This is a genomic window from Occallatibacter sp. FHG110214_02, from assembly GCF_059115385.1.
On record NZ_JBZYWK010000028.1, the window covers coordinates 1 to 12,117 of the forward strand.

At 57.0% G+C, this 12,117-nt stretch carries 14 protein-coding genes and 1 tRNA gene; 12 read left to right on the top strand and 3 right to left on the bottom strand.

The genetic code is table 11. The features are described 5' to 3' along the window. From AC5S3R_RS18420 to AC5S3R_RS18475, 12 genes are all read left to right on the top strand, one after another. On the top strand, positions 1 to 1,074 hold a 1,074-nt coding region (locus AC5S3R_RS18420; RefSeq protein ID WP_494268637.1), incomplete at its 5' end, for a mechanosensitive ion channel family protein. A gap of 238 nt (positions 1,075 to 1,312) precedes the next feature. Next, positions 1,313 to 1,663: a phosphoribosyl-AMP cyclohydrolase gene (hisI, locus tag AC5S3R_RS18425; RefSeq protein WP_494268638.1), complete on the top strand. Its 351-nt coding sequence runs from the start codon at positions 1,313 to 1,315 to the stop codon at positions 1,661 to 1,663. Beyond that, complete coding sequence (hisG, locus tag AC5S3R_RS18430) at positions 1,653 to 2,528, top strand: ATP phosphoribosyltransferase (protein ID WP_494268639.1); 876 nt, start codon at positions 1,653 to 1,655, stop codon at positions 2,526 to 2,528. The genes hisI and hisG overlap by 11 nt, the downstream gene beginning before the upstream one ends. Before the next feature lie 12 nt (positions 2,529 to 2,540). Continuing rightward, positions 2,541 to 2,615, top strand: a tRNA-His gene (locus tag AC5S3R_RS18435). A gap of 38 nt (positions 2,616 to 2,653) precedes the next feature. Next, positions 2,654 to 3,943, top strand: coding sequence for a histidinol dehydrogenase (gene hisD / locus AC5S3R_RS18440; RefSeq protein ID WP_494268640.1), 1,290 nt, complete (start codon positions 2,654 to 2,656; stop codon positions 3,941 to 3,943). Beyond that, positions 3,936 to 5,030, top strand: a complete 1,095-nt coding sequence (gene hisC / locus AC5S3R_RS18445; RefSeq protein ID WP_494268641.1) for a histidinol-phosphate transaminase — start codon at positions 3,936 to 3,938, stop codon at positions 5,028 to 5,030. The genes hisD and hisC overlap by 8 nt, the downstream gene beginning before the upstream one ends. Positions 5,031 to 5,065: 35 nt before the next feature. After that, positions 5,066 to 5,680, top strand: coding sequence for an imidazoleglycerol-phosphate dehydratase HisB (gene hisB, locus AC5S3R_RS18450; RefSeq protein ID WP_494268650.1), 615 nt, complete (start codon positions 5,066 to 5,068; stop codon positions 5,678 to 5,680). Continuing rightward, positions 5,680 to 6,285: an imidazole glycerol phosphate synthase subunit HisH gene (gene hisH, locus AC5S3R_RS18455; protein WP_494268642.1), complete on the top strand. Its 606-nt coding sequence runs from the start codon at positions 5,680 to 5,682 to the stop codon at positions 6,283 to 6,285. Before hisB ends, hisH begins: the two co-directional genes overlap by 1 nt. After that, positions 6,282 to 7,061: an imidazole glycerol phosphate synthase subunit HisF gene (gene hisF / locus AC5S3R_RS18460; protein ID WP_494268643.1), complete on the top strand. Its 780-nt coding sequence runs from the start codon at positions 6,282 to 6,284 to the stop codon at positions 7,059 to 7,061. The genes hisH and hisF overlap by 4 nt, the downstream gene beginning before the upstream one ends. Continuing rightward, entirely contained in the window at positions 7,055 to 7,732 is a 678-nt protein-coding gene (locus AC5S3R_RS18465) for a 1-(5-phosphoribosyl)-5-[(5-phosphoribosylamino)methylideneamino]imidazole-4-carboxamide isomerase (RefSeq protein WP_494268644.1), read from the top strand. Before hisF ends, AC5S3R_RS18465 begins: the two co-directional genes overlap by 7 nt. A gap of 68 nt (positions 7,733 to 7,800) precedes the next feature. Next, positions 7,801 to 8,976, top strand: coding sequence for a pyridoxal phosphate-dependent aminotransferase (locus AC5S3R_RS18470; protein WP_494268645.1), 1,176 nt, complete (start codon positions 7,801 to 7,803; stop codon positions 8,974 to 8,976). Between the two features lie 65 nt (positions 8,977 to 9,041). Next, positions 9,042 to 10,013 carry a 2-hydroxyacid dehydrogenase gene (locus tag AC5S3R_RS18475; RefSeq protein ID WP_494268646.1) on the top strand — a complete coding sequence of 324 codons (972 nt, stop codon included), beginning with the start codon at positions 9,042 to 9,044 and terminating at the stop codon, positions 10,011 to 10,013. Here the strand turns inward: AC5S3R_RS18475 and pnuC are convergent. The 3 genes from pnuC to AC5S3R_RS18490 form a co-directional block, all read right to left on the bottom strand. After that, positions 10,010 to 10,591, bottom strand: coding sequence for a nicotinamide riboside transporter PnuC (pnuC, locus tag AC5S3R_RS18480; protein ID WP_494268647.1), 582 nt, complete (start codon positions 10,589 to 10,591; stop codon positions 10,010 to 10,012). The two genes, AC5S3R_RS18475 and pnuC, sit on opposite strands and share 4 nt — an antisense overlap. Beyond that, on the bottom strand, positions 10,588 to 11,760 hold the full coding sequence (locus AC5S3R_RS18485; RefSeq protein ID WP_494268648.1) for a phosphotransferase enzyme family protein: 1,173 nt from the start codon (positions 11,758 to 11,760) through the stop codon (positions 10,588 to 10,590). The genes pnuC and AC5S3R_RS18485 overlap by 4 nt, the downstream gene beginning before the upstream one ends. 23 nt (positions 11,761 to 11,783) lie before the next feature. Further along, the coding region (locus tag AC5S3R_RS18490) for a hypothetical protein (protein WP_494268649.1) at positions 11,784 to 12,117 on the bottom strand (334 nt) is incomplete at its 5' end.

Consider the following 12,117-nt stretch of genomic DNA (forward strand, 5'->3'; position numbering starts at 1 on the left):
TCGCGGCTGATGCTAATTGAGCAGGCCGCGGATGAGGCGCGTGCGGCAGCAACCAACCTGGCCAAGACGCAGAGCACGCTTGCGACGCAAGCAGGCTCACAAGCAAATGCGGCGGCCAGCAATGGAACGACACGGCTGGCTCGTATCCAGGCGGCAAGCCTGCGGCAGCAACTGGTGAGCATTTACGAAGATCGCATACGCACGGAGCAGCAGCTCGCTTCGGTGTATGACAAGTGGGCGGCGCAGGTGGGAGTACAGCACCAGATTCTGCTGCATCTTGTGTTGCAGTCGCTGGCATGGATTTTTGTCATCCTGATTTGCATGGTGCTGAGTGATGGGCTGGTGCGGCGGGTGATGGAGTATCCGCGGCTGGACCGGCGGCAGAAGCAGACGCTGCGCAGCATTCTTGAGCTGGGAATTCAGCTTGTGGGCGTGGTGTGTATTCTGCTTGTCATCTTTGGAGCCCCGCAACAGACAACCGAGATGCTGGGATTGGTTACGGCGGCGATCACCATTGCGTTACAGGATTTTGTTCTCGCGTTTTTTGGCTGGTTTGTGTTGATGGGTAAGAAGGGCATGCGCGTGGGCGATACCGTGGAGATTAACGGCGTGGGCGGCGAGGTGATTGAGATTGGCCTGATGTCCACAACGCTGCTGGAGTCGGGCGCGCTTGCAGGCAAGGGGTATCCGACCGGAAGGCGCATCAGCTTTATGAACAGCTTTGCGATACGCGGGACGTACTTTAATTTTTCAACTTCTGGGCAGTGGCTCTGGGATGAGTTGGATGTGACGGTTCCCGCCGGGGCGGATTCCCGCGCCGTGATGGAAAAAGTGCAGAGCGCGGTGGAAGAAGAGACACGGTCCGATGCGAGCGCGGCGGAGACGGAATGGCTGCGCACGGTACGCGGTGCGGCGTTGAGCCGTCGCGGAGCAGCGCCTGCGGTGCATCTTTTGTCTTCCGGAACGCTGGAGGTGCGTTATGTTACGCGCGCATCTGAGAGAGTGGAGACCCGGGAACGGTTGCATGAACGGGTGATGGAGGTGCTGCGGGATCTTCCTGTTGCAGCGTCATGAATTTAACTGGAGTGGATTTGACACGCTGCGGGGTTTGCCCGTAGGGTTGTAAACAGATGCAGAGCGTCCACCATCACCGCCATCACCATCATCATGGACACCCCATGACGGCGGGATGCTATGGCGTGAACTAGCAAGACTAAGCCAAAGAATCCAGGATTACCAGAAGCCCGCCGGCAAAGATGCCAGCGGGCTTTTTGTTTTGCCACGAAATTTCAACCTTAAGTGAGACAGGACCATGATTGACTTCGAGAAAATGGATGGGCTGATACCCGGTATCGTGCAGGATGCCAAGACGGGGGAAGTGCTGATGCTGGGTTTTCTGAACTCTGAAAGCTATGCGAAGACACTGGAGAGCGGCTTTGTGACGTTCTGGAGCCGTACGCGGCAGAAGCTGTGGATGAAGGGCGAGACGAGCGGCAACCGGTTGAAGATTGTTTCCGCATCGACGGATTGCGATAACGACACACTGTTGTTTCGCGTGGAAGTGGAAGGCGATGGGCTGGTGTGCCATGAGGGCACGGTGAGCTGCTTTACCAAGTCGATTGAAACGGAAGGGCAGAAGACGGAGGCCGCAAGTGGCAAATAAGTTAAGACTCGGAATTCCCAAGGGAAGTTTGCAGGATGCGACGATTGCGCTGTTCAAGCGCGCGGGTTGGAACATTTATGCGGATGGGCGCTCGTACTTTCCTTCAATTGATGACGCGGAGATTGAGTGCATGCTGATTCGCGCGCAGGAGATGGCGCGGTATGTGGATCATGGTGTGCTCGATGCTGGCCTTACCGGCATTGACTGGGTTGTGGAGAGCGGGCTGGATGTGCAGAGTGTGACGGCGCTGACGTATTCCAAGCAGACGCGGCGCAAGGTGCGTTGGGTGCTGGCGGTGCCGGAGAACTCGGGCTATGAGAAGGCCGAGGATCTTGAGGGCAAGATTATTGCCACCGAGCTTGTGGAAGTGAGCAAGCGTTACTTTGCGAGCAAGGGCGTGAACGTGAAGGTGGAGTTTAGCTGGGGCGCGACGGAAGTGAAGCCGCCCACGCTGGCCGACGCAATTGTGGAAGTGACGGAAACAGGCAGCTCGCTGAAGGCGAATCACTTGAAGATTATTGACACGGTGATGGAGAGCGAGACTCGGTTGATTGCGAGCAAGGCTGCGCTGAACGATGCATGGAAGAAAGTGAAGATTGACCAGATTGCGACGATGCTGCGCGGTTCGATTGATGCGCAATCGCAGGTGGGATTGATGCTGAATGTGAAACGCGAGAATTTGCAGGCGGTGCTGGATGTGTTGCCGGCGCTGAACTCGCCTACGGTTTCCGAGCTTAGTAATTCGGGATGGGTTGCGGTGAATACGATTGTGGAAGAGCGCGTGGCGCGGGATGTCATTCCTCGATTGAAAGCGGCGCAGGCTACGGGGATTGTGGAGTATCCGCTGAACAAGGTTGTGCTGTAAGGGATGTGAATGGAGAGGTTGGCCGAGCGATTTAGGCACCGGACTGTGGCTCCGGACAGACGTGTTTGACTCCCGTACCTCTCCCCAACAACAAGAGAGCCTATACAGCAAAGGATAGAGACACTATGAAACTGATTCGCACCACGGGGCGCGGAGCAGGACGGGCCGCAGAAGTGATTGCGGCTTTAGAACGGAGAGGCGGCACGTCGCTGGAAGGTGTGCTGCCCGCGGTTCGGCGGATACTTGCCGATGTGCGCAAAGGCGGTGACCGGGCGTTGCTGCGTTATGCAAAGCGGTTTGACGGACTTGCGAATGCGAAGCTGCTGCGTGTGAGCGAGGACGAGATGGAAGCGGCGTGGGAGTCCGCTTCACGCGAGATGCGCGATGCGCTGACGGCGGCTGCGAAACAGATTCGCGGATTTGCTGAAAGGCAAATGCCGAAGGCGTGGAGCGCTAGGCCGGTTGTCGGGCTGACGACGGGGCAGGTGGTGCGGGCGATTCCTTCGGTGGGTTGCTATGTTCCGAGTGGGCGGCATCCGCTTCCTTCGACGCTGCTGATGACGGCGATTCCAGCACAGGTGGCTGGGGTGGAGCGTGTGGTTGTTGTTTCTCCCAAGCCCGCGCCGGAGACGCTTGCAGCAGCGTATCTGTTGGGCATTCGTGAGTTTTATCGCGTGGGTGGAGCGCATGCGATTGCGGCGCTGGCGTATGGGACGGAGAGCCTGCTGCGCGTAGATAAGATTGTTGGGCCGGGAAGCTTGTATGTAACGGCGGCCAAGCGCGAGGTTGCGTTTGATTGTGCAATTGATATGCTCGCCGGGCCGACGGAAATTGTAGTGACAAGCGAGCGTGGCAAGCCTTCGGATATTGCTTCCGACCTTGTAGCGCAGGCGGAGCACGATCCGGAAGCGCTGGCGATTTTTGTTACCACGCGCGAGGAGTTGGCGAAAGATGTGATTGCCGATGCGATGGCGCGCGCGCGGAACAATGCGGTAGCGCGGGAGTCGCTGCGACGCAATGGGCTGGCGATTGTTGCAGGCAGTGTCGCAGAGGCTCGCGAGATTACAAATCGCATTGCACCGGAACATTTGACCGTGGATTCTGCTTCAGATTTGAAGTGGGTGCAGAATGCGGGCTCAGTGTTTGTGGGCAAGTGGTCGGCGCAGCCGTTAGGGGATTATATTTCCGGACCCAATCACACTCTGCCTACTGGCGCGATGGCGCGAGTGCGCGGCGGGTTGAGTGTGAATGATTTTGTGAAGCTGATTACGGTGCAGGAGTATGGCGCGGAGGCAATCAACAAGCTGGGGCCGAAGGCTGTGCTGCTAGGCGAGGCGGAAGGATTGACAGCGCATGCGGAGGCAGTGCGCGTGCGGTTGAAGAATGCTTCGCGCGGGAGGAAGAAGAATGGCTGAGGCTTCGGCTGTGTTTCCTGTGCCACGTGCGCGTGTCCGTGCGATGAAGGAATATCATCCACCGTTAGGCAGCCGTGATGCGTTGCGGTTGGACTTCAATGAAAATACGGTTGCTTGTTCGCCGGCAGTGAGCGAGGTGCTAGCCAAGATTTCTGCGGGTGCATTGACGAAGTATCCCGAGCGCGAGCCGGTGGAGGCTCTGGTTGCGGAGCATCTTGGCGTGGGTGCTGAGAGTCTTGTGCTGACCAACGGCGTGGATGAAGCGATTCATGTGCTCTTCCAGGCGTTTCTCGATGCAGGGGATGAATTGTTGCTGCCGGTGCCTACATACACGATGTATGAGGTGTATGCTTCAGCGACGGATGCAGATGTGGTGAAGGTGCAGGCGGATGCGACGCTCGCGTTTCCGTTTGAGCGTTTGATTGCTGCGATTACGCCACGTACCAAAGTGATTGCGATTGCGAATCCGAATAGCCCGGCGGGGTCAATTGCTATGCGAGAGCAGATTATTGCAATTGCCGAGCGCGCGCCGCACGCGATTGTGCTTGTCGATGAAGCCTATTTTCATTTTTATGGCGAGACGGTGCTGGACTTGATCAGCGAGTTGCCGAATCTTGTTGTGGCTCGCACTTTCTCAAAGGCTTATGGACTGGCAGGGCTGCGTATTGGACTGCTGGCGAGTGGCACGGAGAACATGCAGTGGATTCGCCGCGTGCTTTCACCGTATAGCGTGAACCTTGTTGCGCTTGCTTGTCTTCCGGCTGCGGTGAAGGATGAGGCATTTCTTGCGAATTATGTTGCAGAAGTGAAGACGGCTCGTGCGGAGTTTGAAGTAGCGCTTGATGAGCTTGGTCTGCGGCGCTGGCCCAGCGAAGCAAACTTTGTTCTTGTTGGTATCGGAGCGCAGCATGCGGAGTTTGCACGTCGGATGACGGCGGCTGGCGTGCTGGTGCGCGACCGTTCGAGTGACCCGGGCTGCGATGGTTATGTACGCATCACGGTTGGCACGCGGGAGCAGATGCGTGTGGCTGTGGATGCGATTCGAGAGGCTGTGACAGCGCTCAAGATTAAGGGAGAGAACAGGTGAGCACAAAGAAGGCAAAGAAGAAGTCGACTAAGAGCGTGAAGCCAAAGAGTGTCAAAGCGGTCCAGCGTACGGCGGAGTTCGCGCGCAATACGACGGAGACGCGCATTGCGATTCGCCTGGTGATTGAGGGTGAGGGTAAGTACGAGGTTTCTACGGGGATTCGGTTCTTCGACCACATGCTGGAGCTGTTCACGCGGCATGGAGCATTCAGCCTGAATCTGCAGTGCGTGGGTGACCTGGATGTGGATCAGCACCACACCGTCGAAGATGTGGGGATTGCGCTGGGCGAGGCCTTTGATAAGGCGCTCGGCGACAAGCGCGGCATTTTGCGTGCCGGATATTTTGTAATGCCGATGGATGAGACGCTGGCGATTGCGGCTGTGGATATGAGCGGGCGCACGGCGTATGCGGTGGATACGCAGGTGAAGACGCGGCTTGTTGGTGATTTGCAGAGTGAGCTTGTTACGGATTTCTTTGAAGGCTTTGCTCGCGGTGCGAGAGCGAATGTGCATGTGAAGACGATGTATGGACGGTCGAATCATCACAAGATAGAGGCCATTTTCAAAGCGTTTGCACGTGCGCTGCGCGTGGCATGCAGCAAGGACAAACAGCTTGGCGAGATGCTGCCTTCGACAAAAGGTTTGCTCTGATGCGCGTTACAGTCATTGACTACAAAGCGGGGAATCTTACCTCTGTGCTGAAGGCGCTACGGCATCTTGACGCTGACGTGACGGTGACGGATGGCGAACTTGCGCCGATTGAAAATGCAGAGCGGATTGTGCTGCCGGGTGTTGGGCACTTTGCGGCTACGCAGCGATTGGATGCTACGGGTATGACGCCGGCGATTCGTGCAGCAGTGGAGCGCGGTGTGCCGTTCCTTGGAATTTGTGTGGGGATGCAGTGGCTGTTCGCGGGCTCCACGGAAGCGCCGGGGCATGCGGGACTGGGATGGTTTGCCGAGCAGTGCGCGCGCTTTCCTGAGGGCGGCGAGAAGGTTCCGCATGTGGGTTGGAATTCTTTGAACCCTAAAAAAGAATCGCGATTGCTTGCGGGCGTTGAGCCGGGCGAGTTTGTTTACTTTACGCATTCGTATAAAGCGCCGGTAACGAGCGACACTGCGGCGGTAACGGAGTATATGGAGCCGTTTGCCGCAGCAGTAGAGCGCGGCAATGTAATGGGCGTACAGTTTCATCCGGAGAAGTCGAGCGAAGCGGGCTTGAAGATTCTTCGCAACTTTTTGGAGATGCCGCGATGATTACGAAACGCATTATTGCTTGCCTGGATGTGCATGCGGGGCGCGTGGTGAAGGGTGTGCAGTTTGTAGACCTTGTGGATGCGGGTGACCCGGCGCAGCTTGCGGCGCGGCATGCGCGCGAGGGGGCGGATGAGATTGTGTTGCTCGATATTACGGCAACGCATGAAGGACGGCAGACTCTTCTTGATACTGTGAGCAGGACCGCGCAGGAGTTGTTTGTGCCGTTCACTGTCGGTGGTGGAATTCGCACGGTGGAAGATGCGGAGCAGGTGTTTCTTGCGGGTGCGGATAAGGTGAGCATCAACTCTGCTGCGCTGAAGACGCCGGAATTGATTTACGAGATTGGCAAGACCTTTGGTTCGCAGGCCGTGGTGGTGGCGATTGATGCACGGCGTGATAAAGAGGCCGCTGACCCGGTCCGTGATGCGCAGGTATTTGTGCAAGGTGGACGCAAGCCTGCCGGTCGGCGTGTTGTCGAGTGGGCTCGCGAGGCGGAAGAACGTGGCGCGGGGGAGATTCTGCTGACTTCAATGGATTCCGATGGTACGCGAGCAGGATTTGATTGTGAACTTACGGCAGCGGTGAGTGAGGCCGTGAGCATTCCGGTGATTGCTTCCGGCGGCGCGGGAACTGTCGAACATTTTGCAGACGTGTTCAAGCGCGGCAAGGCAGATGCGGCGCTGGCTGCGAGCATTTTTCATTTTGGTGTTTCGAGCGCCAAGTCGCTGAAAGAGCAGCTTGCGCCGAATGGGATTTCTGTGAGGCTTTCATGCTGATTCCTTCGATTGATTTGCTGGGCGGGCGCATTGTGCAGTTGGTGCAAGGAGAAAAACTGCGGCTTGCCTTTGATGATTTTGAGTATTGGATTGAGAAGTTCGCGAAGTATCCGTTGGTACAGCTGATTGACCTGGATGCAGCGATGCGGCAGGGAGATAACACTGTGCTTGTTGAGCAGATTTGCAAGCGGCTGCCGTGCCAGGTGGGTGGCGGTGTTCGCGATGAGGCGCGCGCAAAACAGATGCTGGATGCGGGTGCGAGGCGCGTGATTATTGGCTCGGCCCTATTTACCGAAGATGGCGCAGTGAACACTGGGTTTGCTAGTGAGCTTGCAGCGGCGATTGGCGCGGAGAAGATCGTTGCAGGCATTGATACGAAGAATGGACGCATCGCGGTGAAGGGGTGGAAGGCGAATGTAGATCTGACACCGGATGCGGCGATTCCTGCGCTTGACCCTTATGCGGCTGCGTTTCTGTATACGCATGTGGATGGCGAAGGGATGATGCAGGGATTTCCCATGGCGACGGCGGAGCGGTTGCGCAAGTTGACGGAACGGCAGATGATTGTTGCCGGCGGAATCCGCTCGCAACAGGAAGTGGATACGCTGAGTGCAATGGGTGTGGATGCTGTGGTGGGAATGGCGGTGTATACAGACGCGATTGCTGTTTAAGCATTTGTAGTATGGGTTTCACTCACGTCGGCTATGCTGGAGCAAGGCATCTTGCGGGAGGAACGAGGATGGCTACGATTGGACAGAGCGGTTTCAGGCTGGCGCGTAGGCTGGATGAGGTCGGATTCTCTGACATTGTGCAGATTCGCAATAAGGTGATGGCTCTGCGTGCTGAGGGCCTTGCTGTTCATCCACTGCATGGTGGCGAGCCATTTTTTGAAACTCCGGATGAGATCAAGTTTGCGGCAGTGCGAGCGTTGGTAGAGAATCACACGCACTATGCGCCGTCGTCGGGAATTCCGCCACTGCGGCAGGCTTTGGTGGACAAGCTCGCGGCAAAGAATAAGATTCACATCACTACGGATGAAGTGATTGCAACCGTGGGCGGATCTCATGCTCTGTATGCGACGTTTCAGACCGTGCTGGACCCGGGCGACGATGCTCTGGTGTTTTCACCGTACTGGACGCCGATTGCAGACCTAATTACGGGAGCGCAGGCGCGGCCGCTGCTGGTGCCTTCTGCAACGGCGCGGCGCAATGGAATTCGCGCGACACTCGAACAGTTTTCTACACCGAAGACGCGAGCCATCTACTACAACACTCCGCAGAATCCGAGCGGGCTTGTTTTCACCAAGGCAGAAGCAGAAGAGGTGGCGGCGTTTGCAAAAGAACGCGACCTGGTTGTGATTGCCGATGAGGCCTATGAAGATTTGATCTATGACGGCGAGCACTTTTCGATTGCGTCGTTGCCGGGAATGCTGGAACGCACGATTACCTGCTATACGTTTTCCAAGACGTATGGCATGACGGGATGGCGCGGCGGCTATGCCGTGGCAAAAGAACCGTTCATGACGGGGCTGCGCAAAATCATTCTCTACTCCACCAACGGCGTGACAACGTTTGTGCAGTACGCAATGTTGGAAGCGCTGAAGACGCATGAGACGGAGATTGCGGCTAAGCGTGAAGAGTATCGCAAGCGGCGCGATTTGCTGGTGGCCGGTTTGAACGAAGTTGGGCTTGATTGCGAACCGCCGGCTGGTGCGTTCTATGCGTTTCCGAATACGGAAAAGATTGCAAAAAACAGCAAGACAGCCACGCAAATCCTGCTTGATAAGGCGCACATTGCCACGATTCCGGGTTCGGTTTTTGGGGCGCAGGGCGAAGGGCATTTGCGGTTTGGCTACGCGATTTCTGTAAAGGCAATTGAGGATTGCGTGGAAGCACTGCGGAAGTTTTTTAAATAAGCTCTGCGCATTGTGGCTGTTTGTATGAAGTATGAGCGTTGATTTCTTGAGGAGAAGCAGAGGCGATGCTGCGAGTCGGATATCCGGCAAAGATTGATGAAAGTTTGTTGAGTGTGATGCCGGCAGGTACCGAGATGGTGCCGCTTGCGTCTGATTTGAACCATGACGTGGAACTGGATGTTTGGATTCCTGATGTTCTGACACCGCGTGCGCAGGACATCTGGCAGCATCTGCGCGGAGTGAAGCTGGTGCACTCGCTGATGGCTGGCACGGAGTGGATTCCGGGAACCGTCGGTCCGCATGTAACGATTTGCAATGCACGCGGGGCACATAACATTGCCACGGCGGAGTGGGCGGTGGGTGCGCTTTTCGCGTCGCTCAAGTATGTGCCGCTTTACCTGGAGATACAGGCTTCTGGTGAGTGGAAGCGCAGAAAAGAGGCGACAGCACAGTATGCGCGGCTGCATCCGAACGCGAGTACGCCTTATCCGCCGGTAATGAATGAAGAGCTGACGGGCAAGAAGATTTTGATGGTGGGGCATGGCTCGATTGGCCAGGAGATTGAGCGGATGCTGGCGCCTTTCCAGGTGGAGATGACGCGCGTGGCGCGAACGGCTCGGACTGAACCGCTGGTACATCCTGTATCTGAGTTGGAAAAGTTGCTGCCGCAGGCGGAGATTGTGATTTTGATTCTGCCGCTGACGGAGGAGTCGCGTGGATTGATTGGGGAGCGCGAGTTCGGCCTGATGCAGCAGGGCGCGCTGTTGGTGAATGCGGCGCGTGGGCCGATTGTGCAGACGGATGCACTTGTTGCTGCGTTGAATTCCGGACGGATTCGTGCAGCGCTGGATGTAACGGACCCTGAGCCGCTGCCGGATGGGCATCCGCTGTGGAAGTGCCCTAACCTTTACCTCACGCCGCATATTGGCGGGTCGAGTCCGCAGTTTATGCGGCGTGCGCTGAATGTGGTGGCCGCGGAGTTGGAGCGTTACATCAAGGGCGAGCCGCTGAGGAACGTGGTGCAGGCTGCGATTTAGGCTTCAGCGGTTTTGGCTGCGCGAGACCAGTCGCGCAGACCGAGTGCGGCGAGTGCGACGAGGATTGCGTAGAGCAGCGCGGTTGGCCATAGTTTCTTGTAAGCGTACTCGCCGATGTAGAGCAGATCGACGACAATCCACAGCCACCAGTTGGCGATGTGTTTGCGCGCGCCCCACCAGCTTCCTACAAGACTGAAGCTGGCGAGGGGCGCGTCCAGCCAGGGCAGAGCCGCGTGTAGGCGCTGCGCAAGAATGGCCAGGATGACGCTGCCGATGGCTCCGAGGCTGATTGCGATGGCGGCATCGCGTTTTTTAAGCGGAACAATTTTGACTTCACCTTCTTCCTGCACTCCACGGAACCAGTGCCACCAGCCGTAGAGTGTGAACGCGAGGAAGAAGATTTGCAATAGTGTGTCAGACAAAAGCATTGTGCGGTAATACACAATGAAATAGATGACGTCTGCGGCTAGCGTAATAGGCCAGCAAAGAAGGCTGCGCCGTGTTGTTAGCCAGATTCCAAGGCATGTGGTAATGACACCACACCACTCCAGCCAATGTGCGCTGAGATAGTGCATCATTCTGATTTTGCCTCTGCCCATGCGCGGATTGCATTGAGAAGATGCTTCCCTGCTCCGTGCCACCAGCGGGCGTGGTCGAGAAGATATGCAGGGCATGCGTAATAAGCTTCCTCTTCTGAATGCAGCGTGCTGAGAAAATAGTCTGCTTCCGAGAGAGCGAACTCCGCGTGGCATAGCGCGAGCATGGGGGCAAGTGCAGCGCGCTCTGCAGTGCTGAGTGAGCGGATGGATTCATATCCGTTGAGAAACGCTGATAAATGGTCAAGGTGAACGGTCACGCGTTCAGGCTCGTCAGGCTGTTCGACAAGTGCAAGCCACTCCACCATGCTGCGCTCGATGGCATGCGCCAGGTCATGGACTGCGTTGGTGCGGTCGCTTAAACCAAAATCAATCACGGCAGCTACCTTTGCCTGCGTGCCTTCATCGCTCCAGAAGAGATTGGACGGATGCAGGTCATTATGCGTCCACAATGCTGGAAGCGCAGGCAGCAGAGGAAGAAGCTCGTCGTGGAATGGTTGCAGCAAGTCGAGTGCGTCGCGCAGCCAGTCGCGGTTTACTAGATAGCTTGCGAGCGCAGGCCGCGTGGCGAGATAAGTTGCGAGGGATTGTTCCGAGTGCTGTGTCGCAAAGATACTGAAGCCTGCAACGAGTGGACGGCCTATGCGTGGCGGTGCGTCGTATCTCTGTGCGGCGAGGTGCAGGCGGGCCATTGCCTGGCCGGCAGAGTGCGCATGAGTTGCATGGAAGAAAGGCGTCCATGAGATGGCATCGCGATAAAGGTCAATGCCGTCTGGCAATTCATGCACTTCGTAGGTCCATTCGTCGATTTCAATTGCCGTATTGCCGTGCTTGTTCGCGAGAACAAGAGGGACGCTTGCGCCATGCGCACGAAGATGCGCCATGAATGCGTGTTCCTCGTAGAGGTCAGTGGCACTGCGTACGGCGCGAGCATGGCGCTTGATGAAGACGCGGGACGCACTTGGGTGCGTCCCGACAAGCACGACGCTTGCAGCTGAGAAGGGACGCGGGCTGGTGGTAAGCAGTTGCGGCTGGCCTGTGAGACCAGGATACGAACGCAACACGCCGCGAACTTCATCAACGGTTAGCGGCGGCCAATATGGCGTCACTAATGTTCCGTCTTGCGCGTGTGAATGTACGGTTGTGCTCATTGCTATGTTGAGGTTGTCCTTGTTTAGAAGGTGTAGTGTGCGCTTAAGCGTACGGTTGTGGGCGCGCCGAGGTGGATGAAGGTATCGCCGAGGCTCGCACCTGTGTCTTTCCAATAGCGCTTGTCGGCGATGTTGTCTGCATAGAGACGAAGGGTAACACGGCCTTGTTCTCCGCCGGGAGTGTAGCGCGCACCGAGGTTGAAGATGTTGTAGCCGGGTACGCTGACGGTGTCGTCACGGGTGGCTTCTTTGCGGCCTGTGTAGCTCCAGCCGGGGAGCAGATGCAGTCCTCTTGCGTGCGGAATAAGCACGTCCGCGAAAACCGAGGTGCGAACGTGGGGCACGTTGAGGACCTGC

Excerpts from the sequence above, each read along its gene's own strand:
- hisI (WP_494268638.1), top strand. The coding sequence starts at position 1,313 with ATGATTGACTTCGAGAAAATGGATGGGCTGATACCCGGTATCGTGCAG.
- hisD (WP_494268640.1), top strand. The coding sequence starts at position 2,654 with ATGAAACTGATTCGCACCACGGGGCGCGGAGCAGGACGGGCCGCAGAA.
- hisC (WP_494268641.1), top strand. The coding sequence starts at position 3,936 with ATGGCTGAGGCTTCGGCTGTGTTTCCTGTGCCACGTGCGCGTGTCCGT.
- hisH (WP_494268642.1), top strand. The coding sequence starts at position 5,680 with ATGCGCGTTACAGTCATTGACTACAAAGCGGGGAATCTTACCTCTGTG.
- hisF (WP_494268643.1), top strand. The coding sequence starts at position 6,282 with ATGATTACGAAACGCATTATTGCTTGCCTGGATGTGCATGCGGGGCGC.
- AC5S3R_RS18465 (WP_494268644.1), top strand. The coding sequence starts at position 7,055 with ATGCTGATTCCTTCGATTGATTTGCTGGGCGGGCGCATTGTGCAGTTG.
- AC5S3R_RS18470 (WP_494268645.1), top strand. The coding sequence starts at position 7,801 with ATGGCTACGATTGGACAGAGCGGTTTCAGGCTGGCGCGTAGGCTGGAT.
- AC5S3R_RS18475 (WP_494268646.1), top strand. The coding sequence starts at position 9,042 with ATGCTGCGAGTCGGATATCCGGCAAAGATTGATGAAAGTTTGTTGAGT.
- pnuC (WP_494268647.1), bottom strand. The coding sequence starts at position 10,591 with ATGATGCACTATCTCAGCGCACATTGGCTGGAGTGGTGTGGTGTCATT.
- AC5S3R_RS18485 (WP_494268648.1), bottom strand. The coding sequence starts at position 11,760 with ATGAGCACAACCGTACATTCACACGCGCAAGACGGAACATTAGTGACG.